We start from the raw sequence: 25,770 nt of genomic DNA, 5'->3' as shown, positions 1-25,770 counted from the left end.
AAATGAAGCATACTAAAACGCGAATAAAAACGATTTAAAACAAAAAAAGCCTGACAAAACTGCCAGGCTTTTTAATTATTGTAATCACTAATTATAAGTCAAATCCCATGTTTACGCCTAATTTAGTCGCAATAATACGGGCAATCTTATTTTTTAGTTCCGGGATTTTAATACTGGATGTTACTTCGCTTGTAAAGGCATACATTAACAACGCTTTCGCTTCTTTTTTAGGAATTCCGCGCTGCTGCATATAGAACATGGCGCTTTCGTCCAATTGTCCGATCGTACAACCGTGTGAACATTTTACATCATCTGCAAAAATTTCCAATTGCGGCTTGGCATTAATCGTGGCTTTATCACTCAGTAAGATATTGTTGTTCTGCTGGAAAGCATCTGTTTTCTGTGCTTCTCTTTCCACATATATTTTACCGTTGAATACCCCTGTCGAATTATCGCCATAGATTCCTTTGTAATTCTGGTGGCTTTCGCAGTTTGGCTGTGCGTGGTGCACCAGAGTATAGTGGTCCACGTGTTGTTTGTCGCCAATAAGGGTGATTCCTTTTAAAGTACTGTCTATTCTTTCGCCCTGGTGGTAGAAATTCAGGTTGTTTCGGGTGATATTCCCTCCAAAAGAGAAGGTGTGTACCGACACGATGCTTTCCTGTTTCTGGGAAATATAGGTATTGTCAATCAGGTTTGCCGTTTGCACGTCATTCTGGATTTTATAAAAATCCACGATGGCGCGTTTGTGGGCAAAGATCTCGGTTACCGAGTTGATCAGAACCGGGTTCTCATTCAGACTCTGATGACGCTCTATGATCTGCACATGGGCGTTTTCCCCAACGATAATCAAATTTCGGGGCTGTACCATCAAAGCGGCTTCATTTCCTGTGGAGAAGTAAATTACTTCAATCGGTTTATCGGCAATCTTGCTTTTCGGGATGTTGATATACGCTCCTTCATAGGCAAAAGCGGTATTCAGGGAAGTCATGCTTTCTTCCTTGTCCGCAACCTGGTTGAAGTAGGTATCGATGATCATTTTATATTTAGGCTTTGTCAATGCCGAAGACATCAGACAAACATCCTGTCCGTCATGTGTTGTAGAAGATAAAAACGAACTGAAGACACCGTCTACAAAAACAATTTTGTAGGTATCCACATCGTTCAGGAAGTATTTTTTTACTTCTTTAAAATCTACAGCACTTTCATTTTTAGGAAATACACTGAAATCATTTTTTAAAACCGCATTCAGTGAGGTATATTTCCATGCTTCCTCTTTTTTAGTCGGGAAGCCTTTATTTTCAAAATTCTTTAATGCTTCTGTACGGGTATCGTGCAGGGTTGCCTGCACATCTACACGCTCTTCAAAAGCCATAAAAGAGGAGATCAGTTTTTCTTTTAAATCCATGTTTGCTACGTTTCAAAAATTGAATATGCTTTCAATCTTTTTTGAAATCTAGTTTTCGTTTTTAATCCAGTCGTATCCTTTTTCTTCCAGTTCCAGAGCCAGCTCTTTCCCTCCGGTCTTAACGATTTTACCATCGTGTAAAACGTGTACAAAATCAGGAACAATATAGTCTAACAATCTTTGGTAGTGCGTGATCACAACTACGGCATTCTCTTCACTTTTTAGTTTGTTAACCCCATTGGCCACAATTCTCAAAGCATCGATATCCAATCCGGAATCGGTTTCGTCAAGAATAGCCAGTTTTGGTTCTAACATTGCCATCTGGAAGATCTCATTACGTTTTTTCTCACCTCCGGAAAATCCTTCGTTTAACGAACGGGATAAAAACTTTCTGTCGATTTCCAACAGCTCCGATTTTTCACGGATCATTTTCAGCATTTCATTAGCCGGCATTTCTTCCAGACCTTTTGCTTTTCTGGTTTCGTTGATCGCCGTTTTCATAAAGTTTGTAACCGAAACTCCCGGAATTTCAATAGGATACTGGAACGACAGAAACACGCCTTTGTGTGCTCTTTCCTCCGGTGCCAGTTCGGTCAGGTCTTCCCCTTCCAAAAGGATTTCCCCTTCGGTCACTTCATAATCCTCACGACCGGCAATAACCGATGATAAGGTACTTTTCCCGGCTCCGTTTGGTCCCATTATCGCATGAACTTCTCCTGCTTTTACTTCAAGATTAATTCCTTTTAATATTTCTTTATCTTCTACGCTAGCGTGTAAATTTTTTATAACTAACATTTTGTTTCCAATGTTTAATTTTTAAATGTAGCAACGTTGTTGACGTTCCTTTATTTCTGATATATGTTTTTGAAGGGTTTCCGCAGCTTAACCAACCGATCCTTCCAATGATATTTCTAATAATTTCTGAGCTTCCACAGCAAATTCCATCGGAAGTTTGTTTAAAACTTCTTTACTGAATCCGTTTACAATCAATGCAATGGCTTTTTCCGTTGGAATACCTCTCTGGTTACAGTAAAACACCTGGTCTTCACCAATTTTACTGGTGGTTGCTTCGTGCTCGATTTTTGCCGAACTGTTTTTGGATTCGATATACGGGAATGTATGTGCCCCGCAATTGTTACCCATCAGCAACGAATCACACTGGGAGAAGTTACGGGCATTTTCCGCGCGGGAACTCACCTGAACCAATCCACGGTAGCTGTTTTGAGATCTTCCGGCAGAAATTCCTTTGGAAATAATGGTACTCTTCGTATTGTTTCCTAAGTGAATCATTTTGGTTCCGGTATCTGCCTGCTGGAAGTTATTGGTTACGGCAATAGAGTAAAACTCACCTACCGAATTATCTCCTTTTAAAATACAGGAAGGATATTTCCAGGTAACTGCCGATCCGGTTTCAACCTGTGTCCAGGAGATTTTTGCATTTTTCTCACACAAACCTCTTTTGGTTACAAAGTTGTAAACACCACCTTTTCCTTCTTTGTTTCCGGGGAACCAGTTTTGAACGGTAGAATATTTAATTTCGGCATTGTCTAAAGCAATAAGCTCAACAACAGCGGCATGCAGCTGGTTTTCATCACGGGAAGGTGCTGTACATCCTTCCAGGTAGCTCACATAACTGCCTTCGTCTGCAACAACAAGTGTTCTTTCAAACTGACCTGTTCCTGCCTGGTTGATACGGAAATAAGTAGATAATTCCATCGGGCAGCGAACGCCTTTCGGAATATAACAGAAAGAACCATCCGAGAATACTGCCGAGTTCAATGCGGCATAAAAGTTATCTTTTTGAGGAACAACACTTCCGATATACTGACGAACCAGTTCCGGATGTTCCTGAATGGCTTCCGAAATAGAGCAGAAAATAATGCCTTTTTCGGCCAGTGTCTTTTTAAAGGTAGTGGCTACAGAAACCGAGTCCATTACAATATCGACTGCTACTCCTGCTAATTTTTTTTGCTCGTCTATAGAGATTCCCAGTTTTTTAAAGGTTTCCAGTAATTCCGGATCTACCTCATCCAAACTTTCGTATTTGTCTTTTTTCTTTGGGGCAGAATAATAAGAGATTGCCTGAAAATCAGGTTTTTCATAATGAACATTTGCCCATTCCGGTTCAATCATCTGTTCCCAGGCACGAAAAGCTTCCAATCGCCATTCTGTCATCCATTCCGGCTCATTTTTCTTTTTTGAAATGGCCCGGACAATGTCTTCATTCAATCCAACAGGAAACGTTTCCGACTCAATATCGGTATAGAAACCATATTCATACTCTTTGGTTTCCAGTTCTTTTTTTAATTCTTCTTCAGTATACTTACTCATTTCTTTTGTCTTATTGTCGATTGCTCTTACCGTGATTTCAGAATTAAACCACTCTGAAATCATGGTATGGAGCGTAATGACTTACCTTTTTAAAGTGAAAAACTTTCACCACAACCGCAAGTTCTGTTGGCATTCGGATTGTTAAATACAAATCCTTTTCCATTCAGCCCTCCGGAATATTCTAAAGTAGTGCCTACTAAATACAAAAAGCTTTTTTTATCTACGGCAATTTTTATATTGTTGTCTTCAAATACTTTATCGTCATCTCCCAGGCTCTTATCAAACTTTAAGTCATACGATAAGCCTGAACATCCACCGCTTTTTACACCCACACGAACATAATCAGTAGTAGCGTTAAAACCGTCATCTTCCATTAAGTTAACGATTCTTTTTTTTGCTGTCTCAGATACTTTTATCATAACGTTTAAACAGATTATTTCTAAATTGATGCAAAGATATTACAAATATTGCGGTTTGCCATACTACCTAACATTTTTATAACTAATAGCTTGATAGAAAAACGTTATTCTATGATAATTGTCAGCTCTGTAATGATTTCCAACGATTATCTTGCATGATTTTCATTTCGGAAAACCCGTCTTTGCGTCATCATTCCGGCAAATACCGTTACTGTAATTCCGGGCAGCATGCATTGTCTTTTTGCATTGCGCATTTATTTTTTTCTATTTTATCTTTAAAAAGTATCTTTACATTCCAATTAAATTTTTTGTAATGAAACTATATCCCATAGAAAGCGGCAACTTTAAACTGGATGGCGGCGCTATGTTTGGCGTGGTTCCCAAGACCATCTGGAACAAAACAAATCCGGCCGACGAGAATAATTTAATCGATATCGCAGCACGGTGCCTGCTTATTGAAGACGGCAACCGGCTGATTTTGATCGACACCGGAATGGGAAATAAACAATCCGATAAATTCTTTGGTTACTATTCGCTTTGGGGAACACACTCTATCGACAAATCCCTGGCACAATACGGTTTTCACCGTGATGACATCACCGATGTGTTCATGACCCACCTGCATTTTGACCATTGCGGCGGCAGCGTAGTCTGGAACAAAGACCGCACCGGCTATGAAGTGGCTTTTAAAAATGCTACCTACTGGACAAACGAAAACCACTGGGAATGGGCAACCCAACCAAATGCCAGAGAGAAAGCCTCATTTTTAAGCGAAAACACCCTGCCAATCCGGGAAAGCGGACAATTAAAATTCATCGATCGTCCGGAAGGCGATTTCCTTGAACAGTCAGAACTGGGATTCGGAATTTTATTTGCAGACGGCCATACCGAAAAACAAATGATCCCGCATATTCAATACCAGGATAAAACACTTGTTTTTTGTGCCGATTTATTAGCAACAGCCGGGCATATCCCGATTCCGTATGTAATGGGATACGACACAAGACCGCTGCTGACGCTTGATGAAAAAACAAAATTCATGAACAATGCTGCCGACAAAAATTACTTTTTATTTTTGGAACACGATGCGCACAATCAGATTATAACTGTTGAGCGTACCGATAAAGGAGTGCGTCTTAAAGACGTTTTTCAATGTGATGAAATACTAAAGTAGTGTTAATCTCAAAAAAAATTGTAACAAAAACAAATACATTCGACCTATAAAATTAGAAAAACAAAAAGTATATGAAATTAATAAAACCCCTTTATTTATCTGCTGCACTTGCCTTAGCCCTAGCGAGTTGCGGAACTCAGAAAACAGCAGTATATACTCCTTTAACGGCATCAGACAACATGCCTGTAAAAGTTGGAAAACTGGCTGAAAAAGATTTGAAACGCTGGAGCCATCTTGACTTAATCAAAGATACCGTTCCCGGAATGAGTGTTGACAGAGCTTATGCAGAATTATTAAAAGGCAAAAAAAGCAAAAAAGTTATCGTTGGTGTTGTAGACTCCGGTGTCGATATTGACCATGAAGATCTAAAACCGGTTATCTGGACAAATCCGAAAGAGGTTGCCGGAAACGGAATCGATGACGACAAAAACGGTTATATTGATGACATCCACGGCTGGAACTTTTTAGGAAAAGCAGAACATGAAAACATGGAATATATCCGTATCCTTAAAAAAGGAGACGATGGTTCTGAAACCTATAAAAAAGCAAAAGCAGAATACGAAAAAGAATCCAGTGAGGTAATGCAGGCGAAACAACAGCTTGATTTTATCTTAAATGCCAGCAACACTATTAAAAAGCATTTAAAGAAAGATACCTATACGCTTGAAGATATTCAGAAAATCCAGACTTCAGAACCGGCTTTAAGCCAGGCGAAAATGGTAATGTCGCAGGTATTGCCGCAAACCGGTAACGATCTGACCAAAATTGACGAGTTTAAAGATCAGGTTTACAGCCAGGTAAACTACCACATGAATTTACAATTCGACGGTAGAAAATTAGTTGGTGACAATCCAAACGATATTAACGATAAAAAATACGGGGACAACAATGTAATCGGTCCTGTAAAAAGCGGTGCCAAACACGGAACTCACGTTGCGGGTATCATTGCACAAACCAGAGCTAACGGAATGGGCGGCGACGGTGTAGCGAGTAACAATGTTGAAATCCTGGCTGTTCGTGCTGTGCCGGACGGAGACGAATATGATAAAGATATCGCTTTAGGTATCCGTTATGCTGTAGATAACGGTGCGAAAGTAATCAACGGAAGTTTCGGTAAATATTTTGCACAACATCCGGAATGGGTTTATGATGCTATCAAATATGCCGCTTCAAAAGACGTATTGATCGTTGTTGCTGCCGGAAATGAAGGATTGGATCTGAATGCAGACGGCGGTGTGGACCGTTTCCCGAATGACAACATCAAGATGGGGCCGGAAATCGCAGACAACTTTTTAACGGTTGGTGCCTTAAACTATGTTTACGGACCGCAACTGGTAGCTGATTTCTCCAACTACGGAAAATCGGATGTAGATGTTTTTGCTCCGGGTGAAAAGATCTATGCCACTACGCCAAACCAAAGTTATGAGTACTTACAGGGAACCTCAATGGCTTCGCCAAATGTTGCCGGAGTAGCTGCTTTAATCCGTTCTTACTATCCAGGCTTAACGGCTGCCCAGGTAAAACAAATTATCATGGACTCCGGAATTGCAGTAAAACAGGAAGTTATTTTAGGTGGTGATCCTGACAACAAGCGTATGTTCAGCGAAATTTCCAAATCAGGAAAAATGGTTAATGCTTACAATGCATTGATCATGGCTGAAAAAGTAGCTTCAAAAAAATAAGAAACGAATAAAATGGAAGGGGCTTTCCCTTCCATTTTACTATTACATAAGGCCGCTTCCGGCCTAAATTCAATTACTACAAAAATGAAAAAGTTATTCCTACTTTCTTTACTGAGCATCGGTAGTTTGTTTGCTCAGCACAATCCAAATCCGGGATACTGGCAACAGCATGTTGACTATAAAATGGAGGTAAACATGGATGTGAAAAATTTCCAGTATAAAGGAACGCAAACCCTGGTTTACACAAACAATTCTCCCGATACCTTACGCAAGGTATTTTACCATTTATATTTCAATGCTTTCCAGCCGGGAAGCGAAATGGATGCGCGGTTGAAAACCATTTCCGATCCGGATAAAAGAATGGTAAAAAGCTTCAAAACCGGAGATAAAACGGTAAAAGAAAGTAGAATAAGCACGTTAAAACCAAATGAAATCGGTTACCTGAAAATAACGAACTTCAAACAGGATGGTGTTGCGGCAAACAACCGTGTGGTAGGAACTGTACTGGAAGTTGATCTTGCCAAAGCATTATTACCGGGTAAATCCACAACATTTACTTTGGATTTCGACGGACAGGTGCCGTTGCAGATTCGTCGTTCCGGAAGAAATTCAGACGAAGGTGTCGCACTTTCCATGACCCAATGGTATCCGAAAATTGCCGAATTCGATTTCGAAGGATGGCATGCCGATCCGTATATCGGACGTGAATTTCACGGAGTTTGGGGTGATTTCGACGTAAAGATCACACTGGATAAAGATTATGTAATCGGCTCGACCGGTTACCTGCAGAATAAAAATGAAATCGGACACGGTTATGAGGACAAAGGCGTAACTGTTACTTACCCTAAAAAAGCCAAAACATTAACCTGGCATTTTAAAGCGCCAATGGTTCATGACTTTGCCTGGGGCGCCGACAAGGATTTTATCCACGACATCTATCCGGGACCAAACAATGTAGCATTGCACTTTTTCTACAAAAACAACCCGAAATACAAAGACAAATGGAAAGAGTTCCAGCCAAAAACAGCTGCTTTAATGGAATTCTTCAACAAATCCGTAGGCCAGTATCCGTACAAACAATACTCGGTGATCCAGGGTGGCGATGGCGGAATGGAATATGCCATGTGTACCTTGATTACCGGCGACAGAAGTCTTCCGAGTTTAATTGGTGTAACCGCTCACGAAATGGCGCATTCCTGGTTCCAGCACGTTTTGGCAACTAATGAAAGCAAACATTTCTGGATGGACGAAGGATTTACTTCCTTTATTTCCGACCTGGCCATGATTAACGTAATGGAGAAAAAATTACAGGAAGACGAAAACCCGTTCCAGTCTGCCTATAATAACTATTTCTATATGGTAAATACCGGCAGGGAACAACCGCAGTCTACACATGCCGACCGTTTCGATGAAAACATGGTGTACAGTATCTCGGCTTACAGCAAAGGAGAAGTATTCCTGACACAGTTGGGATATGTGATTGGAATGGACAAAATGATGGAAACCTTAAAACGTTACTATTCCGATTTTAAATTTACACACCCTACGCCTAACGATTTCAAGCGTACTGCCGAAAGAGTTTCCGGTGCATCACTGGACTGGTATTTAAACGACTGGACCAAAACAACCAATACCATTGATTACGGTATCAAAGCCGTAACGGAAGACGGTAAAAACACCAAAGTAACTTTGGAAAGAATCGGAAGAATGCCAATGCCATTGGATATTCTTGTGGTTTACCAGGACGGAACCAAGGAAAGTTTCTATATCCCGAACACCTTAATGCGCTGGAATAAAGAAAACCCGTTCCCGGACATCAACAGAACAATTCTTAACGGATGGGATTGGGCATTTACAACCTACGAATTACCGATCAAAAAAGAGAAATCGGCAATCAAAGCGATTGTTATTGATCCGAGTGATTTAATGGCCGATGTGAAAAAAGAAAACAATGTTTATCCGGCAAAACCATAACCAATACCAAAGCTTCCGCTACGGAAGCCTTAATAACAATAAAAGCGGCCTTAGAGCCGCTTTTATTGTTAATACCCGGAATTGTCCGGACACCGGATTTTACAAGCGCAAACGCCTTTATTTAGACGTTTCAACTTGTTTATGCTGATAGCGCCTGTGCCGACGGACAAAACCGGCCACTTCCGGTTTGTGTTCGCTTTTTTCTTTTAATTTTATACCACCAAAAAGACTAAAACCAAAAAACCATGGACAAAGCTACCCAACAGCGCATTGAAAAACTACATCCTTTTGTCAGGGAGGAAATGACGAAAATCATACAGGAATGCGACAAGCAACTCACCGGCAGGGCAAAAATCAGGATCACACAGGGATTGCGCACGGTAAAGGAACAAAACGATCTATACGCCATCGGGCGAACCGTTCCCGGAAAAAAAGTCACCAATGCCAAAGGTGGGCAGTCCATTCACAATTATGGCTTTGCAGTAGATATTTGTTTAATCATTGACGGCAAAACGGCTTCCTGGGATACAGTAAAAGACTGGGACAACGATACCATTTCCGACTGGTACGAATGTGTCCGCATTTTTGCCAAACACGGTTGGGAATGGGGCGGTAACTGGAAAAAATTCAAAGACCTGCCGCATTTTGATAAACGCGGTTATAACGATTGGAAAAAATTATCAAAATTGAAACAGGATAAAAGCGGATATGTTGTCCTTTAATAATACTTTAGCTACACATAAATCCCCACTATTTGGAGGAAACTTAACAGCGTAAAAGCCATGTCTAAAAAGATAAGAATATTAAGTCTGGACGGAGGAGGAATCCGGGGAATCATCACCTGTGTCATCTTAAAATATATCGAAGAAGAATTACAGAAGCTCGACAGCCCCACAGCCAGGCTGGGTGATTACTTTGACCTTATTGCCGGAAGCAGCACCGGTGGATTGCTGACTTCTATCCTGCTCTTTCCGGATAAAAACAAAAAGGCAAAATTTTCGGTGGAAGCCGCTCTGGATCTGTATGCTAAAAAAGGAGAAAGTATTTTCAATGTTTCCCTTTGGGAACACGCGATCAATCCTTTTGGTTTGTTTAATGAAAAAATCTCGCAGAAAAATCTCGAAAAACAGCTGGAAGAAGTCTTCGGTAACCTGGAAATAAAAGATTTTATCAAACCCTGCCTGATCACTTCATACGACATCGGTCAGCGCAAAGCCAAATTCTTTGCCAGCCATGAAGCGCATTCCAGTCTGGAAAATTTTTATGTAAAAGATGTTTGCCGGGCCACCAGTGCCGCACCGACCTATTTCGAGCCGGCAAAAATAAAATCCCTGTACGGTCAGGAGTTTGTGCTGATCGATGGCGGCGTATATGCAAACAATCCGGCACTTTGTGCTTATGCGGAAGCGCGCAAGATCGCTTTTTCAAAAGTTTTGTCCGATGACAAAAAACCGGATTATCCCGCTATAAACGACATGATCATTGTTTCGGTAGGAACCGGCGAAGTACACAAACCTTATACGTTTGAAAAGTTTGAAAATGCCGGAAAGATAAAATGGATCGCTCCTTTGATCGATATGCTGTTGTCTGCCAATGTGGAAACAGTGGATTATCACCTGACAAAAATGTATGAAACCCTGGGTCCCAGAAATCGGAAAAACTATTACCGTTTAATGCCGCAACTCAAAAATGCTTCATCCGAAATGGACGATACTTCCAAGAAAAACATCTACGAACTCATCCAGGCTGGTTTGTTTTTTGTGGACCAAAACCGGGACGCACTGCATGAAATTGCCAAAAAACTAATTAAGAATAAATAAGTTCCGGCCTTTCTTTTGAAGAAAGGCTTTTTATTTCTGTGATTCCCTTCGTAACTTTGCCACTTAATTACGTACATGAAAAACACCTATCCGAAATCGGAAAAACTAAAAAGCAGAAACACCATCGATATTTTATTCTCTGAAGGGAAATCGGTATCGAAATATCCGCTGCGCTTAGTCTATACCCCACTGGAATCAGAACAGGAAACGAAAATCAAAATGGGTGTTTCCGTTTCCAAACGCTATTTCAAAAAAGCGGTGGACCGTAATTATTTTAAAAGGGTTTTGCGGGAAACGTACCGTCTCAACAAGCAGCTGTTGCTGGAAAACACAGACAAACCCTATGCTTTTATGTTCCTGTATCAAACCAAAGAACGCCTGACTTACCAGGAAATCAACGAAAAAACCATACTGCTTTTCGAAAAGTTCATTGCAACGATCAACCCGGCAGATCAATAATTTTTATTGTTTTAGCAATCGTGTTATTGGCTTAATATTCCGTCAAAAAGTGTACTTTTAAATACTCTTTTACGTTGTATATCAAATAATAGCAATTGCTTATGAAAAGAATTATCGTTGCCCTGTCGTTATTACTAATTACCATTGGCTGTCAAAAACAGCGCTCTGAACAAATTGCTGCGACCGAATATGATGCAGCGCCTGTTGCCGCTGCTATGGCACCATCCCTGCAGAACGAGTCGGGCGGTGCCGGTGAAGAAACTAAAATCGAAGCCAAAATCATTAAAAATGCCAATCTTCGGTTTGAGACTTCCAACCTCAACCAGTCTTTTTCCGATGTTCAGAAAGCCATTGTAAAATACAAAGCCACCATTCAAAACGATGTGTCCGGAAAAGATTACGGTTCGGTGTACCGCAACCTCATCGTCCGCATTCCGAATACTGCTTTTGATGCTTTTATAACCGACATCGGTCAGGGTGTTTCCCATTTTGACCGGAAAGAGATTTCATCAGACGATGTTACCGAAGAATATATTGATGTGGAATCCCGCATCAATACCAAGAAAACATTAGAAAAACGCTATCTCGAATTGCTGAACAAAGCCACCAAGGTTTCCGAAATAATTGAAATTGAAAAAGGGCTGGCAACCGTTCGTGAGGAAATCGAGGCAAAAGAAGGGCAGCTAAAATACCTGCAAAGCCGGGTAGCAATGAGCACGGTAACGATTGAAATGTACACGAACAATGCTTCCGAAAGCGGTGCAACGGTATCTTACGGCAGTAAAATGTGGAATTCTTTTAAGGAAGGCTTTTTTGGAATTTCAACTTTCTTTCTGGGATTACTGCAAGTATGGCCATTTATCATTATTTTCGTGTTGCTTTTTGTTTTCATTCGCAGAAGGTTTAAGAAAAAATCAGTTTAAAAAATGCTAAGTCTGTTAAAGAAAAAATATATCATTCCTGTAGTGGCAGGAGGTTTTTTATTTGTTGGTGCCAGTTTCCGGGATGATTTCTTCGAAATTGCCAAGCAGATAGAAATTTTCACAACCCTGTTTAAAACGGTCAACCAAAACTATGTTGATGAAACCAATCCGGGAGAACTGATGGACAAAGCCATCAAGAACATGCTACTGGATCTGGATCCGTATACCGTTTATTTTAACGAACAGGACGTTGCCAAATTCAAAATCAATTCGACCGGTGAATATACCGGAATCGGTGCCTACATCAGCCGTAAGGACGGTCGTTTGATTATCCGCGAACCGTATAAAAACTTTCCGGCAGACAAAGCAGGTTTAAAAGCCGGTGACGAAATTGTTCAGATCGGCGATGTAAATCTGGTTGATTTTAAAGACGATGCCGCACAATTATTGAAAGGTACCAAAAACACCAAAATCGACATCCAGTACAAACGTCAGGGAAAACTGATGAACACCCAGCTGGTTTTGGATGAAGTGGAACTGAAAGCCGTTCCGTTTTATGCGCTTTTAAGCGATAATACTACCGGTTATATCGTGCTGTCGCAATTCAATTCGAAAGCTTCGGCCGAAACAAAAGAGGCACTGGAAAAATTAAAAAGCCAGGGTGCTAAAAAAATAGTTCTGGACCTGCGCGGTAATCCGGGCGGACTACTGCACGAAGCGGTAAACATCTGTAATCTTTTTGTTCCTCAGAATGAGATTATTGTAACGACAAAATCGAAAATTGAAAAACACAATAACAGCTATAAAACCCAGAAACCACCTGTTGATCTGGAAATTCCACTGGTTGTTTTAGTAGACGGCCGCAGTGCATCGGCTTCCGAAATTGTTGCCGGTGCCTTACAGGATTTAGACCGCGCGGTGGTGGTGGGTGCCCGTAGTTTTGGTAAAGGTTTGGTGCAACGTCCGTTGGATCTGACCTATGGCACTCAGGTAAAAGTAACTATTTCAAGATATTACACCCCATCCGGAAGATGCATCCAGGCTTTGGACTATTCCAAAAAAGACAAAAACGGAAAAGCAATCCGCACCGATGCCAGCCAGTACAATGCGTTTAAAACCAAAAAAGGAAGAACGGTTTATGATGGCGGCGGTATTCAGCCCGATGTGGAATTAGCCGAAACCAAACAAAGTACCATTGCTGATGCTTTACTGAAAAACGATGGTATTTTTAATTATGTAACGCAGTACTACTATAAAAATCCGAATCTGGGTACCAGCATTCCTAATTTTTCGGATACCGATTTTGCCGATTTTAAAGCCTTTCTTAAAAAAGAGAAATTCGAATTTGATACCGAAACGGAACTGGCGCTTAAAAACACACTGGCAACAGCCAAAAAAGAGAAAATAGACGAAACGATCACTGCAGAATACCAGCAGCTTTTAGCCGCTTTGCAGCGAAGTGATGAAAAAGAACTGGAAAAAAACAAAACGGAAATCAAAAAACTCATCACCGATGAAATCATAAAACGTTATCAATACAAGGAAGGATTGTACCAATATTACACGAAAAGTAATGCCGAAATTACTAAAGCACAGGCAATATTGAATAATACGGCCGAGTACAACAAAATTCTTAAAAATTAATTTTCAAAGAATTATGCATGACTTTCGTTTTTTATGATAATTTTGTGATTTTAAATATTTCACATCGTGAGTTCTACCCATAGCAGTAACCACCTTAACAAAGTCACTTTAGGTGGTTTAATTGTAACATTAGGAATCATTTACGGAGATATCGGAACTTCTCCGTTATATGTAATGAAAGCCATCGTTGGCAAACAAGCAATAAATCCTGATGTTGTACTTGGTGCTATTTCTTGTATTTTCTGGACCCTGACAATTCAGACAACTTTCAAATACGTAATCCTGACATTACGTGCTGATAATAAAGGGGAAGGAGGAATCTTTTCCTTATACACCCTTGTTAAAAAACTAAAAAAACGCTGGCTCATTGTGCCGGCTATCCTCGGGGGAAGTGCCCTGCTGGCCGATGGTATTATTACCCCGCCCATCTCGGTTTCTTCTGCCATTGAAGGATTAAGGACCTACAATCCGGAGCTGAATACCATTCCGATTGTAATTGGAATTTTATTTGCGTTATTCTTTATTCAGCGATTCGGAACCAAGCTGGTTGGAAAATTTTTCGGCCCGTTAATGCTGCTTTGGTTTGGAATGCTGGGAACGCTGGGTATCATTCACCTAATGGGCAATGTTGCTGTTTTAAAAGCACTTAACCCTTATTATGCCTTTCATTTATTAAAAATACATCACGAAGGATTTTATGTTTTAGGCTATGTTTTCCTTTGTACCACCGGAGCCGAAGCCTTATACAGTGATTTGGGACATTGCGGAATTAAAAACATCCGTATCAGCTGGATCTTTGTAAAAAGTATGCTGGTTATCAACTATTTCGGACAAGGTGCCTACCTGATTTCGCATACCGGAAGTACGTTAATCGAGTTGAGCGGAAACGCGAACAATCCCGGAAATCCTTTCTATCTGGTAATGCCGGACTGGTTTTTACCATTCGGAATTGCGATTGCTACAATGGCGGCCGTTATAGCTTCCCAGGCCTTAATCAGCGGATCGTTCACTTTAATCAGTGAGGCGATGCGTCTGAACTTATGGCCAAAAGTGCGCATCAAATATCCAACCGAATTAAAAGGACAATTATACATTCCTTCCATTAACTGGCTGTTATTCATTGGCTGTGTGTTCATTGTAGTACACTTCAAAGAATCCGGAAATATGGAAGCGGCCTACGGTTTGGCGATCGTAATGTGTATGATCATGACCACGATCCTGCTGGGATTCTTTATGGTCTTAAAACGTTATAATCCAATATTTATCGTTCTGGTTGTTTCTGTTTATCTGACCATTGAGATTTCTTTCTTCCTGGCCAATATTGAGAAATTCCCGCATGGCGGTTATGTATCCGTATTTATTGCCGGACTACTGGCCTTCATCATGATTACGTGGTTTACCGCTAAAAAAATCCGAAAAGATTATACCGAATTCGTCAAAATCGGGAAATTCAAAAATGTCATTTCAGAATTGAGCAATGACCTTTCCATTCCGAAATATGCAACGCACCTGGTGTACATGACCAATGCCAGCCATGGTGACGAAATCGAATCGAAAATTATCTATTCCATTTTACAGAAGCGTCCGAAAAGAGCCGACATCTACTGGCTGATTCACGTGAATGTTGTGGATGAACCGTATGAAATGGAATACCGTGTTCGCGAAATTGTAAAAGACGACATTATCCGTGTGGACTTTTACTTAGGTTTCCGTGTGGCACCGCGTATTAATTTATTATTCAAAAAAGTAGTTCAGGATATGGTGAAAAACGGAGAGGTTGATATTACCAGCCGTTATGAATCCTTAAACAGAAACAATGTACTGGGTGATTTTAAATTTGTATTAATTGAGAAATTTGTATCGTATGACAACGATTTCCCTTGGTACCAAAGAATTATCCTGGACATCTATTTCTTCCTGAAAAAAATAAGTCTTTCAGAAGAGCAGGCTTTCGGTTTGGACAGCAGCTCGGTGAAAATCGAACAATACCCGATTGTGATTCACCCGCCGGAAGATTTAAGCTTAACCAGAATTAAAGAAAGGAAGTAACCCAATCTTAGCCATTATGAAACTATCGAAGTTTGTTTTTCTTTTATTGTTTATTACGCAGTTCATCAGCGCCCAGGAAGAAGTTGTTCATTCTGTATATTTTGAATTCGACAAATTTAATTTAGAAGAAAAACAGGCTAACGATGTGGTGGCTTTCGTCAAGGCCATCGATACTACCCGCGTGGAAAGCATCCAGATTTACGGTTATTGCGACGATCGCGGCAAAGATGCCTATAACTATAAGCTTTCGAACAATCGTGCCAATACGATCAAAAACAAGCTGATTGAAAAGGGTATCAAAAACAAGATCATTGTAACCATTGAAGGAAAAGGGCGTGTGCTTATCGATGATGATATTATTGACAATCTTCCGGAAGTACGCCAGAAAAACCGCCGCGTGGATGTTGTGATGAACTTCAAACCGGTTCCGTTAAAACCGATTCCGGGTATTCATTCCACGATTAAAAGCGACCTGGTAATTGGCGACAGGATCTATCTTGAAAAAATCCTTTTCGATAAAGGCAGCAGCCGCCTGACCTTAAAATCAAAAAACGAACTGGAAAGGATTGCCAAACTACTGCACAAATACAAAAACTTAGAGTTTGAAATACAGGGGCATATCTGCTGTACGCCTACTTTTCAAAAAGAAGCGATAGACAAGGATACTAAAAAAAGGATGTTATCCCATAACCGTGCACAGGCCGTATATAAGTTTTTAATCCAGAAAAAGATCGATAAAAAACGAATGACCTTCAAAGGTTACGGCAACACACAGCCATTGGGCAACGGCCCCGATCAGGACCGCCGCGTGGAACTGGTTATCACAAAAGTGTAACTATTTATGCTTTCCGCATTTCGATATGCGGAATATTATCTTCCAGGTATTCTTCCGATACTTTTACAAATCCGTGGGATTCATAAAACTTTTTCAGGTAGAGCTGTGCCGAAATGGTTATGGCTGCAACATTATAACGGGCAGCAATTCCGTTAATGGCTTCCCGGATCAGGTTGTGTCCCCATTTTTTATCGCGATAGGTTGCTTTAACCACTACTCTTCCGATAGAAGCATCTGCAAAATAATCGCCCGGCTGAAACAACCGGCAATAAGCCACCAATTCGCCGTTAAAAGTTCCCAATACGTGTAAGGCTTTGTCGTCTTTACCGTCAATGTCCTGATAAACGCAATCCTGCTCCACTACAAAGATCTCTGAGCGCAGTTGCAATACCGAATATAACTCAACAAGCGAAAGCTCGTTAAAACGCTTTATTTTGAATTCTAAACTCATTTTTATTGATAAAAGTAATTATTCTAATATGTGAACGGATTTCATAATCGCTTCCAGCTCAAAAATAAGGTCTCTTTTGGCATTGGACGGATTATAGGTAAATCCTTCTAAAATCAGGTATCGTTTGTTTTTTTCATCGCGGATGACATAATTCAGAAACGGTCCGTTCATAAAATTATTCTGGAGTTCCCAGGTACCTTTCGTTTCGTAGGTAAGCTTCCCGTCTACTTTTGTTGTAAAAAAATAAGGGGAATAGCCTTCTTCCGTGATCATCGAGGAGTTTTCCATCGTTCCGTGAATGTACAGGTTTCCAACGGAGTCCCTTACTTTGACAATGTTTCCAACGATGTCGTTTCCTCTTTCTATCTGTCCCATCGGCACCTGATAGACCAATAGGCTCGAACTGCCGGACGGAATATCTTTTTTGATCCAGTAAAAATTTTCTTTTTCCGCAACATACTTGTACGTATCCGGTATTTTAATGTTGATTAAAAACACGCCCCGCAGCTTATCATCTTTCAGCAGCGCTTTGCCCATTTTTTGCTGGACAACCTGGATTTCGGAAAATTTTATAATCGAGATAATCGTTTCCGAATGCAATTCGATCAGATCCAGAATTTCGTGTATGGAATATCCGGTAATGTAAAAAACATTCTGCGGCCTGGCATATTTGTTTTCCACATGTTTGAATTCTTTGGTAATGCCTTTGGAAACCACAATTATATTCCGGCTTTGGGTTACCACGCCCTCAAAGATCTTGGGAGAATACTGGTTGATCGTCAGGATGGGTTCCTCCTGCGGCAGCCCGTCAATAGGGTAAGCGAGTTTTTTACGAAGGCTGTCGCCCACTTCTCCGGACCATAAAACATCGTCAATAACAATCGCAATGTCGTTGATGTTGCCTTTTGAGGAAGGCAAAAAAGCTTCCCCTTGTTCCTGTTTTTTCTGACAGGAAACAAGAGAAAGCAATAATAAGATAATGGTCAAAAAGATTCCTTTTTTCACTTATGTCTTGGGCAGGTATTAGCCGTTTATTTTAAGCTTCATACCCGGTTTAATATTTTCAGTTTCTATATTATTCCATTTTTTAATTTCAGCAACGGTAATTCCCGGGTGTTTTTTTGCAATACTAAACAACGAATCTCCTTTTTGAACGATATACATTCTTTCTTTGTTATAGTTGCGTTCTTTGCTGGAATCTCTTCTGATGATTTCTTTTTTGGCAACTTCTTTTTCCACAACGGCAACCGCTTCTTCAACCGGCTGTTGCACCGTTAATTTCTGTCCGGCCTGAATTTCATTCGATTCCATATTATTCCAGTCTTTTAACTGGTCAATGGTAACTTTATGTCTTTCGGCAATTGCTGTCAGGTTATCTCCTCTTTGAACCACATACAATCCTTCGCTCTCAATAACTTTAGGCTCAACTATTTTAGGTTCTGCAACTTTTGGTTCTGCTATTTTCTTTTTAGCAGTTGTTCTGTCGGCAACAGCCACAGTAGTTTCATACTGTATTTTTAATTTCTGACCGGCATTAACGCTATTCTTTTTCAGCTTGTTCCATTTTTTCAGTTCTGCCACCGTCACGTTGTATTTAGACGATATTTCAGATAGATTATCGCCACGCTTAACGGTATGGAATTTTGTTTTCGTTTTTTTAACGGATTTCATCGGGAAATCTTCCACATCGGCTATCGCTACAGAATCCCTGCCTGTTCCATTTGCTGTTCGCTGTGCAAGTGCCTCTTTGCGAATTGTAGTAAATGGTTTTTCGCGTTTGTCCTCTTCAAATTTCAAATAGGCATAAATCTTATCTTCATTGGAAGCAAACATTCCGGCTTTTTGTTTTGGCAAACGGATATAATGCGGTTTATCTGAAAAATAAGGAACCACATCCAGTTTGTAGATCGGGTTTAGCAAACGCAATTGCTCCACCGGAATATCCAACAAGTCGGAAAGCTGTTTGAATGACATTTTTTGTTTAACCATTAACGTATCGGTTTCAAAATAGGTCAATGGTGCTTTTTTAGGCACAATTCCATGTTCTTTTTTATATTCATAAATGTACATGGTTGCCAGGAAAGCCGGTAAATATCCCTGTGTTTCCTTGTGCATGTATTTACGGATGTTCCAGTAGTTTGTTAATCCTCCCGAACGGCGGATTGCTTTGGAAACATTCCCAGGTCCGGTATTATAGGATGCTAAAACCAGATCCCAGTCACCAAAAATACCGTACATCGCTGAGAAGTACTGGCATGCCGCTTCGGTAGCTTTCAAAGGATCGCTGCGTTCATCCACATACGAATTCACTTCAAGGTTGTATTGTTTTCCGGTAGCATACATGAATTGCCATAATCCTGTTGCGCCCACTCTTGATTTTGCTTTTGGATTCAGAGCCGATTCTACTATAGCCAGATATTTCACTTCCAGCGGAATATTGTATTTTGCCAGATGCTCTTCAAACATCGGGAAGTAATACTCCGAAATAGCCATCATTCGTTCGAAAGCTTTCGGTCTGTTCTTTAAGAATGATTTGATTACATTTTCCAGAGCCGGATTGTATTCGATATTAAACGGGGATTTTTCATCCAGTTTTTTCAATCGTTCTTTCAGTAGGTCTGTTGGTAAATCATAAGAAACTTCCTGATCAATATTCACTTTAGCAATGTCCGATTCCATATCGGTAAACAGTTCCTGATTGCTTAATTCTTTCATCCACATTTCATCAATGCAGGCACTGGTTTCATATTTGATGAAAGTAGATTTCAGGGAATCCAGATAGGATAGTTTAATCTCGGGTTTGATTTGGACTTCATTTTCGGCAGTTTCCTGAGCTAAGGCAGCCAGGCTGAAAAGACCGAGAAATAAAGATAACATTTTTTTATTATTCATACATTCTATCTTATAACATATTACAACTCAATTCTTTATGTAGGCATTGCAAACATAATAGCTAATAACTTATATTTTCTATAAATATTGTTAAAAAAAGAAAATTAATCTAAAATAGCTGCAATTCCGGGTAGTGTTTTTCCTTCTAACATTTCCAGCATTGCCCCGCCACCAGTGGAAACATAACTCATTTTTGGTTCTAATCCGAACTGTTTTACCGCTGCAACAGAATCACCGCCTCCAACAAGGGAAAAAGCACCGTTTTTAGTTGCTTCTGCAATAAAATTCCCTAAAGTGATGGTTCCTTCTGCAAATTTTTCCAGCTCAAACACGCCCAAAGGACCGTTCCATAAAATGGTTTTCGAATTTTTAATAACATCTTTTAACGCTTCCAGCGATTTCGGACCTACGTCCAATCCCTGCCATCCGTCCGGAATTTCGTTTACCGGAACAATCTGAGTGTTTGCCTCGTTCGAAAAAGCATCGGCAGCCACAACATCAACCGGTAAATGAATCTGAACATTTTTTGCTTTGGCTTTTTCCAATATTTCCAATGCCAATGCCATTTTATCGTCTTCACAAATGGAATTTCCAATATTTCCGCCCAGGGCTTTGATAAAGGTAAAAGTCATTCCGCCGCCAATGATCATGTGGTCGATTTTGTCAAGGATGTTTTCAATAACGGTGATTTTCGAAGAAACTTTAGAACCTCCTAAAACGGCGGTTACCGGTTTTTCCGAATTATTTAAAACTTTGTTTAAGCTTTCAATTTCTTTTGCCAGTAATAATCCGAAACATTTGTTTTCCGGAAAAAAACGGGCAATAATGGTTGTGGAAGCATGTGCTCTGTGTGCCGTTCCAAAAGCATCATTTACATAGATATCCCCTAATGCGGCTAATTTTTCTGCAAAATCAACATCGCCTTTTTCTTCTTCAGCATAAAAACGAAGGTTTTCCAAAAGTAAAACTTCACCCGGTTTTAAATTTTGGGACGCATTTTCAGCAACAGCTCCAATACAATCGGAGGCGAATGTTACCGGAACTCCCAGAATTTCTGCGGTTTTCGATACGATATGTTTCAGGGAATATTTCTCTTCAACGCCTTTCGGACGTCCTAAGTGAGACATTAAAATAACACTTCCACCCTCACTTAAAATTTTATCGATAGTTGGTTTTGCCGCTTCAATACGGGTAGCATCGGTTACTTCAAAATTTTCATTAAGCGGTACATTAAAATCGACACGTATAATAGCTTTTTTATCTTTAAAATTAAAGTCGTTCAGGGTTTTCATTTGATATTTTTTTGTTGATTGTTTTATTTATAATCTACAAATATAATATTTTTATTTTTTATGTGCTTTTTTGAATTTTAATGAAAAATAAACCGGTCAAAACTGCGTATTATTTATTTCTATCGTTAGAAAAGCCGTTTTTACTACTAAAATGATTTTTTACACGGTAAAAAAAGGATGGTTTTGATATGGCTGAAACATGCTGCAAACCTTGTATTTCTTAGTAGTCTGCTTTCTCGAAGTAACAAATAGCCAGATTTTCCTGAAACGGAAAAGAGAGGGTTTCCCATGCTGAAACAGTTTCTGTATTGACCGAAACCAGATAATGCCTGTCGATCAGATCAATCAGTCTTACAACCGGAGAATAGAACGTAATCCCGATTTTGTGTTTTGTACTATCCCGGATATCGGTATTGATAATATCCAGTTTGTAATTGATAAACGGTAAATAGTTGTTGCCCAAGGCATCCGGAACATTATAAATATTTCCTTTTAACTGGCTGATATAGGGCTCTGCTGCTATTCCGGTTAAAAAATGCAGCTTTTCAGCCTTATCGTTATGATACAGTAAATCCCTGAAGGTAAACTGTGGATTTTCTTTGGAATTGTATGCCTGCTGCTGCATCAAATATTCTCTAAAGGTATCCTCAAAAACATATTGCTGCCAGACAATACCGGATGTATTGTCAATAACCATACGATAGGCTAATCTTATTTTTGAAAATTTCATCCCGAATTTGTTTTAATATCCTGAAAATAAAGAAGAAGATACAAAAAGTATCTTCTTCAGCTTAAACAGACGTAGTTTAATGTACCAGCATTTTTTTACTTTCGCTGAAAACACCATTATCATTTTCAACAATAACTCTAAAAATATAATATCCGCTGCTTAAATTATTCCTGTTCAGTTCCAGGTAATTTGTTCCTGCCGGAAACTCTCCGTTAATCGGGGTTCCTATATGCCTGCCGCTTAAATCTATGATATCCACTTTAACGGTAGAATACGAATTTAAAAGCAATGGTATCTTGGTTGTGGTCTGAAAAGGGTTCGGGAAGTTTTGCTGCAATTGGAATTCTTTCTGAACAGCATCTGCAACGCCTAAGGTTGGACCAGCAACAAAAATGGTATGTGTCTGTACAAAGCCTTCTGCAATGCTTCCGGTAATCACCGACATTTCATTACTCACACCATCCGAAAAAACATTGTCGCCGGCATTGTAAGTATAACCGGTCATTCCCTTTGTGTACCCGTAGCTGGTCGCAGCATTAACCTGAACAACTGCGCTGTTTGTACCTTCCGGAAATGCAATCTGAGTAATTAACAATGAGGTTCCCGAAGCGTTATAGACATGTACGTGAACATGCGTAGCCCTTCCGGTATACCAACCCGGGAAAATGGAGGTAAAACTGACTAATCCATTAGCATCCGTAGTTTGTCTTCCTCTTAAAAAATGGTTGCTGGTATAATTGGCAGGCTGCATTCCGGTTCCGCCGTATTCGGAATAATTACCATCTTTATCACAATGCCAGATATCTACAATTGCTCCGGAAAGTGCATTACAATTGCCATTGGTGTTTTTAATGGTAATATTGATCGTAAACGGGATTCCGGTTCTGTCGCCCACAATATTGGTTCTTACCCATGAAGCCGGGGAAATAGTAGGAAAAGGTCCTGCCGTTTCACTATTTGTAACATTACAGGCAGCGGTGTTTTCAATTTCCATATCGCTCTGACAGGATCCTGCTGCCCGTAAAAGTGAAGGAGCTGCCACAACCATTCCGAGAAAACCCAGGCTGTTCTTTAAAAATACTTTTCTTTCCATCCTTTTTTAGCTATTTAGTTACTCAAATTTAGATTTGCTAACTTTTATTGCCAAAAAAATGAGGTAAACGCTTTTTATTTTGAGGTAAACTGTAGAATATTGATTTTTAAGCCGTTTTTATTTCGTTTCAAAAAGCAATAAAATCGCATTTTCAGATAGTGCTTCAAATTCAATGGTTTCGGCTTCACTAATCGCTAATCCGTCCCTGCTTTCTATCAGCCGGTTCTGAAATTCGAAAGCGCCGTGAATAACATAGGCAAATATTCCGTTTTGGGTATTCTTTGGGGTATAGGTTCCTTCTTCCCTGCCCGCAAACATTCCGGTAAAAACAGCATAATTATCCGTGACTGCCAATGGAAATAAGCGGTTCTTTACCGTAAAATCAAATGTTTTCAATAACGGCTCCCGGTATAATCCGGTATTGTCAAACCGGATCTGAATAAAATTAATCAGCTCCTTTTCGTATGGGTTCTCCATTTCAAACGGCATTCCGGCATTTGCCGAAAACAAAAAGCATTGTTCGGTATTTACCAATACCGGTTCCGCTGTTGTTTTACAATCGAGCGCACCCACCAGCGGGATAATCAGGACATCCTGGTTTTGCTGAGCGGTATACACTACCTTTTGCTGAGCCGCAAGTGTTTCATCGTTAATCAGCTGAATATTTCTATACGGTTTGCGGCTGTCTTCCTGATATTCAAGATAGTTAAATGTCGCCAGACAGCGATGGATATTGTTTTCGATATGCCCACGAAAAGGCGCTTTGTAAATTTGCGAAGGCTGCTGTAAAAACTTGCTCATGATTTATGTTCTAATGCCTGAAAAAAAATAGCTTCATACGTTGCACTAACAGGTATTTCTTCATTGCCGATATGGATGATTTTACCTTTCACTTTATCAATCTTGCCTATCGGAACGATATACGACCGATGTACTCTGAAAAATTCATCAGTAGATAATTTTTCCAATATGCTTTTCATCGTCATCCGCGCCACAACTGTTTTCTGGTTCCGGATATGGATTTTCAGGTAATCGTCTAATCCTTCAATAAATAAAATATCCGAAACGGGAATTTTTATCAGGCTGTAATCGGCTCTTATAAACAAAAACTGCTGTTCTGTATTTTGACTTTTATTTTCGGAAGCAAATTGATTTTTTGCTTTTTCCACAGCCTGTTGAAATCTGGAAAACGAAAATGGCTTTAAAAGATAATCGGTGGCATTGAGGGTAAATCCTTCAACGGCAAATTCGGAATATGCGGTTGTAAAAACAACCATTATTTTATGGGGTATTTTTTTAAAGAAATCAATTCCTGAAATAGACGGCATGTTGATATCCAGGAATAGTAAATCCGTGGGATATTTTTTAAGATGCTTTAATGCTTCCTCCGATTTTGTAAATGTTTTCTGTAAATCAATATCGTTTGTCTGACTACAGAAACTTTGCAAAATTTCCAAGGCTGGCGGTTCATCATCAAGGGCAATGGCTCTGATCATAGTTCAAGATTTAGTGCAATGGTATAATTAGCTGCTGTATCCGTTAGCTCCAGATTGTATTTTCCGGCATAATGCAATTCCAGCCGTTCTGTCGTATTCTGTAATCCCATTCCTTTTTCGCTTTGGACAGAATCAACTTTTTTATTGCTGACGAACAGCATAATGTTTTCATCGGTAATTGAAATCTTTATTTTTATTTCCGATGGCTGATCCGGATTCACGCCATGTTTAAAGGCATTTTCAATAAATGAAATCAAGATCAGTGGTGCTATCTGCTTCGCTGCCGTGCTGCCGTTTAATTCATATTCAATAGTTACCGTGTTTCCCAAACGGGAACGCTGCAATAAAATATAATTGTTGATATAGTTGACCTCTTTTTCCAAGGCAATTTTATCGTCATGTGCATCCCGGATAATGTAGCGCATTAATTCCGAAAGCTGAACAATCGAATCTGCCGTGCGGTCATCTTTACGAATTGCCAGTGCATAAATACTGTTTAGTGTATTGAAAAGAAAATGCGGGTTTATCTGTGCTTTCAATAAGGAAATTTCGGCTTTCATTTTATCCCGTTCAACCGTTTGAAGCCGTCTGTTGATTGCCAGAAAAAGGCTCATTAAGGTTCCGGTCAGATATACCAAAATTGTATTAAAATTCTGATTTGGCTTATCCTTGTGCATCGGATGAAATTCCGGTCCCGGTCCTCCTTTGAATGGCGGCTCCGGTTTGGGCATTCTTTCCAGGTTGAAAATATCCATTTCCGGTTTGTCAAAAAAATGCGACAGCAGCAGTAATACAATCAGGAAGAAAAAAAGAAGCGTGAAGTACAGCGTTTTCTTATCGGCAAAATACAGTTTCGGGATAAAAAAATAATAGTTTACATAAAAGAAAATCAGCAAACCGAGATAGATCACAAAATAGGTTCTGTCATGTCCGTTATTAAAAATATCCGGTATTTTAATGATGCTGTTTTGGGATGAAAAAAGATAGGGCAGCACTAAAAATGAAATGCAGATGCAGAGATGATAACCATAAAATGAGATCTTTCTTTTCATTTTTTAAAAGTTTCCTATCAAAAATAGGCTTATTGGTTTAGCCTGT

Annotated in this window: 23 protein-coding genes; 10 read left to right on the top strand and 13 right to left on the bottom strand. The window is 39.8% G+C overall.

The annotated features are described in order from the left end of the window. Positions 1–91: 91 nt before the first annotated feature. The 4 genes from sufD to HW120_RS03880 all read right to left on the bottom strand — a co-directional run bounded on the left by sufD (position 92) and on the right by HW120_RS03880 (position 4,158). Positions 92–1,408: a Fe-S cluster assembly protein SufD gene (gene sufD / locus HW120_RS03895; protein WP_177731017.1), complete on the bottom strand. Its 1,317-nt coding sequence runs from the start codon at positions 1,406–1,408 to the stop codon at positions 92–94. 48 nt (positions 1,409–1,456) lie between these two features. Next, positions 1,457–2,203: a Fe-S cluster assembly ATPase SufC gene (gene sufC / locus HW120_RS03890; RefSeq protein WP_177731015.1), complete on the bottom strand. Its 747-nt coding sequence runs from the start codon at positions 2,201–2,203 to the stop codon at positions 1,457–1,459. An 87-nt stretch (positions 2,204–2,290) separates the two neighbouring features. Continuing rightward, a complete protein-coding gene (sufB, locus tag HW120_RS03885) occupies positions 2,291–3,739 on the bottom strand; it encodes a Fe-S cluster assembly protein SufB (protein ID WP_177731013.1) in 1,449 nt (482 codons plus the stop codon). 89 nt (positions 3,740–3,828) lie between these two features. Then, entirely contained in the window at positions 3,829–4,158 is a 330-nt protein-coding gene (locus HW120_RS03880) for a HesB/IscA family protein (protein WP_177731011.1), read from the bottom strand. A 313-nt stretch (positions 4,159–4,471) separates the two neighbouring features. On the opposite strand from HW120_RS03880, the gene HW120_RS03875 reads away from it, so the two are divergent. From HW120_RS03875 to HW120_RS03830, 10 genes are all read left to right on the top strand, one after another. Further along, on the top strand, positions 4,472–5,332 hold the full coding sequence (locus HW120_RS03875; RefSeq protein ID WP_177731009.1) for an MBL fold metallo-hydrolase: 861 nt from the start codon (positions 4,472–4,474) through the stop codon (positions 5,330–5,332). Between the two features lie 71 nt (positions 5,333–5,403). After that, positions 5,404–7,014 carry a S8 family peptidase gene (locus tag HW120_RS03870; RefSeq protein WP_177731007.1) on the top strand — a complete coding sequence of 537 codons (1,611 nt, stop codon included), beginning with the start codon at positions 5,404–5,406 and terminating at the stop codon, positions 7,012–7,014. An 84-nt stretch (positions 7,015–7,098) separates the two neighbouring features. After that, the gene (locus tag HW120_RS03865) at positions 7,099–8,988 is read left to right on the top strand and encodes a M1 family metallopeptidase (protein WP_177731005.1); all 1,890 of its coding nucleotides are present in this window, start codon (positions 7,099–7,101) and stop codon (positions 8,986–8,988) included. Positions 8,989–9,233: 245 nt separating this feature from the next. Continuing rightward, positions 9,234–9,710, top strand: a complete 477-nt coding sequence (locus HW120_RS03860; protein WP_177731003.1) for a M15 family metallopeptidase — start codon at positions 9,234–9,236, stop codon at positions 9,708–9,710. 60 nt (positions 9,711–9,770) lie between these two features. Continuing rightward, positions 9,771–10,808, top strand: coding sequence for a patatin-like phospholipase family protein (locus HW120_RS03855; protein WP_177731001.1), 1,038 nt, complete (start codon positions 9,771–9,773; stop codon positions 10,806–10,808). 75 nt (positions 10,809–10,883) lie between these two features. Continuing rightward, positions 10,884–11,267: a ribonuclease P protein component gene (gene rnpA / locus HW120_RS03850; RefSeq protein ID WP_177730999.1), complete on the top strand. Its 384-nt coding sequence runs from the start codon at positions 10,884–10,886 to the stop codon at positions 11,265–11,267. A 101-nt stretch (positions 11,268–11,368) separates the two neighbouring features. After that, the gene (locus HW120_RS03845; RefSeq protein WP_177730997.1) at positions 11,369–12,190 is read left to right on the top strand and encodes a DUF4349 domain-containing protein; all 822 of its coding nucleotides are present in this window, start codon (positions 11,369–11,371) and stop codon (positions 12,188–12,190) included. 3 nt (positions 12,191–12,193) lie between these two features. Further along, positions 12,194–13,834 carry a S41 family peptidase gene (locus HW120_RS03840; protein WP_177730995.1) on the top strand — a complete coding sequence of 547 codons (1,641 nt, stop codon included), beginning with the start codon at positions 12,194–12,196 and terminating at the stop codon, positions 13,832–13,834. A gap of 66 nt (positions 13,835–13,900) precedes the next feature. Further along, positions 13,901–15,883 (top strand): KUP/HAK/KT family potassium transporter, encoded by a 1,983-nt coding sequence (locus tag HW120_RS03835; RefSeq protein WP_177730993.1) that lies wholly within the window; start codon positions 13,901–13,903, stop codon positions 15,881–15,883. A 16-nt stretch (positions 15,884–15,899) separates the two neighbouring features. Beyond that, complete coding sequence (locus HW120_RS03830; protein WP_177730991.1) at positions 15,900–16,718, top strand: OmpA family protein; 819 nt, start codon at positions 15,900–15,902, stop codon at positions 16,716–16,718. A 4-nt stretch (positions 16,719–16,722) separates the two neighbouring features. On the opposite strand, the gene HW120_RS03825 is transcribed toward HW120_RS03830, so the two are convergent. The 9 genes from HW120_RS03825 to HW120_RS03785 all read right to left on the bottom strand — a co-directional run bounded on the left by HW120_RS03825 (position 16,723) and on the right by HW120_RS03785 (position 25,724). Beyond that, positions 16,723–17,169 (bottom strand): GNAT family N-acetyltransferase, encoded by a 447-nt coding sequence (locus tag HW120_RS03825; protein ID WP_177730988.1) that lies wholly within the window; start codon positions 17,167–17,169, stop codon positions 16,723–16,725. 18 nt (positions 17,170–17,187) lie between these two features. Continuing rightward, entirely contained in the window at positions 17,188–18,156 is a 969-nt protein-coding gene (locus tag HW120_RS03820) for a DUF4837 family protein (RefSeq protein ID WP_246297031.1), read from the bottom strand. Between the two features lie 36 nt (positions 18,157–18,192). Next, positions 18,193–20,046 carry a LysM peptidoglycan-binding domain-containing protein gene (locus HW120_RS03815; RefSeq protein WP_246297030.1) on the bottom strand — a complete coding sequence of 618 codons (1,854 nt, stop codon included), beginning with the start codon at positions 20,044–20,046 and terminating at the stop codon, positions 18,193–18,195. A 119-nt stretch (positions 20,047–20,165) separates the two neighbouring features. Next, positions 20,166–21,353 carry a phosphoglycerate kinase gene (locus tag HW120_RS03810; protein ID WP_177730982.1) on the bottom strand — a complete coding sequence of 396 codons (1,188 nt, stop codon included), beginning with the start codon at positions 21,351–21,353 and terminating at the stop codon, positions 20,166–20,168. 220 nt (positions 21,354–21,573) lie between these two features. Next, positions 21,574–22,083, bottom strand: a complete 510-nt coding sequence (locus tag HW120_RS03805) for a hypothetical protein (protein ID WP_177730980.1) — start codon at positions 22,081–22,083, stop codon at positions 21,574–21,576. Positions 22,084–22,159: 76 nt separating this feature from the next. Next, on the bottom strand, positions 22,160–23,176 hold the full coding sequence (locus HW120_RS03800; protein WP_177730978.1) for a dioxygenase family protein: 1,017 nt from the start codon (positions 23,174–23,176) through the stop codon (positions 22,160–22,162). Positions 23,177–23,293: 117 nt separating this feature from the next. Then, positions 23,294–23,977: a pirin family protein gene (locus HW120_RS03795; RefSeq protein WP_177730976.1), complete on the bottom strand. Its 684-nt coding sequence runs from the start codon at positions 23,975–23,977 to the stop codon at positions 23,294–23,296. Continuing rightward, positions 23,974–24,672: a LytR/AlgR family response regulator transcription factor gene (locus HW120_RS03790; RefSeq protein WP_177730974.1), complete on the bottom strand. Its 699-nt coding sequence runs from the start codon at positions 24,670–24,672 to the stop codon at positions 23,974–23,976. The genes HW120_RS03795 and HW120_RS03790 overlap by 4 nt, the downstream gene beginning before the upstream one ends. Continuing rightward, on the bottom strand, positions 24,669–25,724 hold the full coding sequence (locus tag HW120_RS03785) for a sensor histidine kinase (protein ID WP_177730972.1): 1,056 nt from the start codon (positions 25,722–25,724) through the stop codon (positions 24,669–24,671). The genes HW120_RS03790 and HW120_RS03785 overlap by 4 nt, the downstream gene beginning before the upstream one ends. Positions 25,725–25,770 lie beyond the last annotated feature (46 nt).

The sequence above is a fragment of the Flavobacterium inviolabile genome, assembly GCF_013389455.1.
GTDB classification, from domain to species: Bacteria; Bacteroidota; Bacteroidia; order Flavobacteriales; family Flavobacteriaceae; genus Flavobacterium; species Flavobacterium inviolabile.
The sequence above is the reverse complement of the archived record's forward strand: the minus strand, read 5'-3'. Positions and strand labels throughout refer to the sequence as shown.